This is a genomic window from Lacinutrix chionoecetis (assembly GCF_053604665.1).
The window spans coordinates 1-453 of record NZ_JBSHNQ010000006.1; the positions used below are offsets into that span (position 1 = coordinate 1).

Sequence of the window (453 nt, forward strand, 5' to 3'; positions counted from 1 at the left end):
CAGGCGCAACCGATACGGATGGCGATGGCGATAACGATGAGTTAGTGGTACCAGGCGAAGGCACCTGGACTGTAGATGATACTACAGGCGCAGTAACCTTCACACCAGAAGCAGGCTTTACAGGCGATCCAACACCAATCGACTACAACGTGGAAGATAACGACGGTAATGTGTCTAACGACTCAACGATTACCTTAGACTTCGATGCACAAGATCCAATCGCAGAAGACGATGATGTAGCAGGTTTACCAACCAATACACCAGCCACTGTAGATGTAACGGCAGACAATGGAAACGGAGCCGATTCAGATACAGATGGCGCAATCGATCCAGCAACCGTATCGTTTACCGATCCGGCCGCAACCGATACGGATGGCGATGGCGATAACGATGAGTTAGTAGTACCAGGCGAAGGTACCTGGACAGTAGATGAAACTGGCGAGGTAACCTTCA

1 protein-coding gene is annotated in these 453 nt (G+C 50.3%); it reads left to right on the forward strand.

Annotated features, from left to right (window positions below):
- Positions 1-453: Ig-like domain-containing protein (locus tag ACVC43_RS00030; protein WP_452222525.1), on the forward strand; the 453-nt coding region annotated here is incomplete at both ends.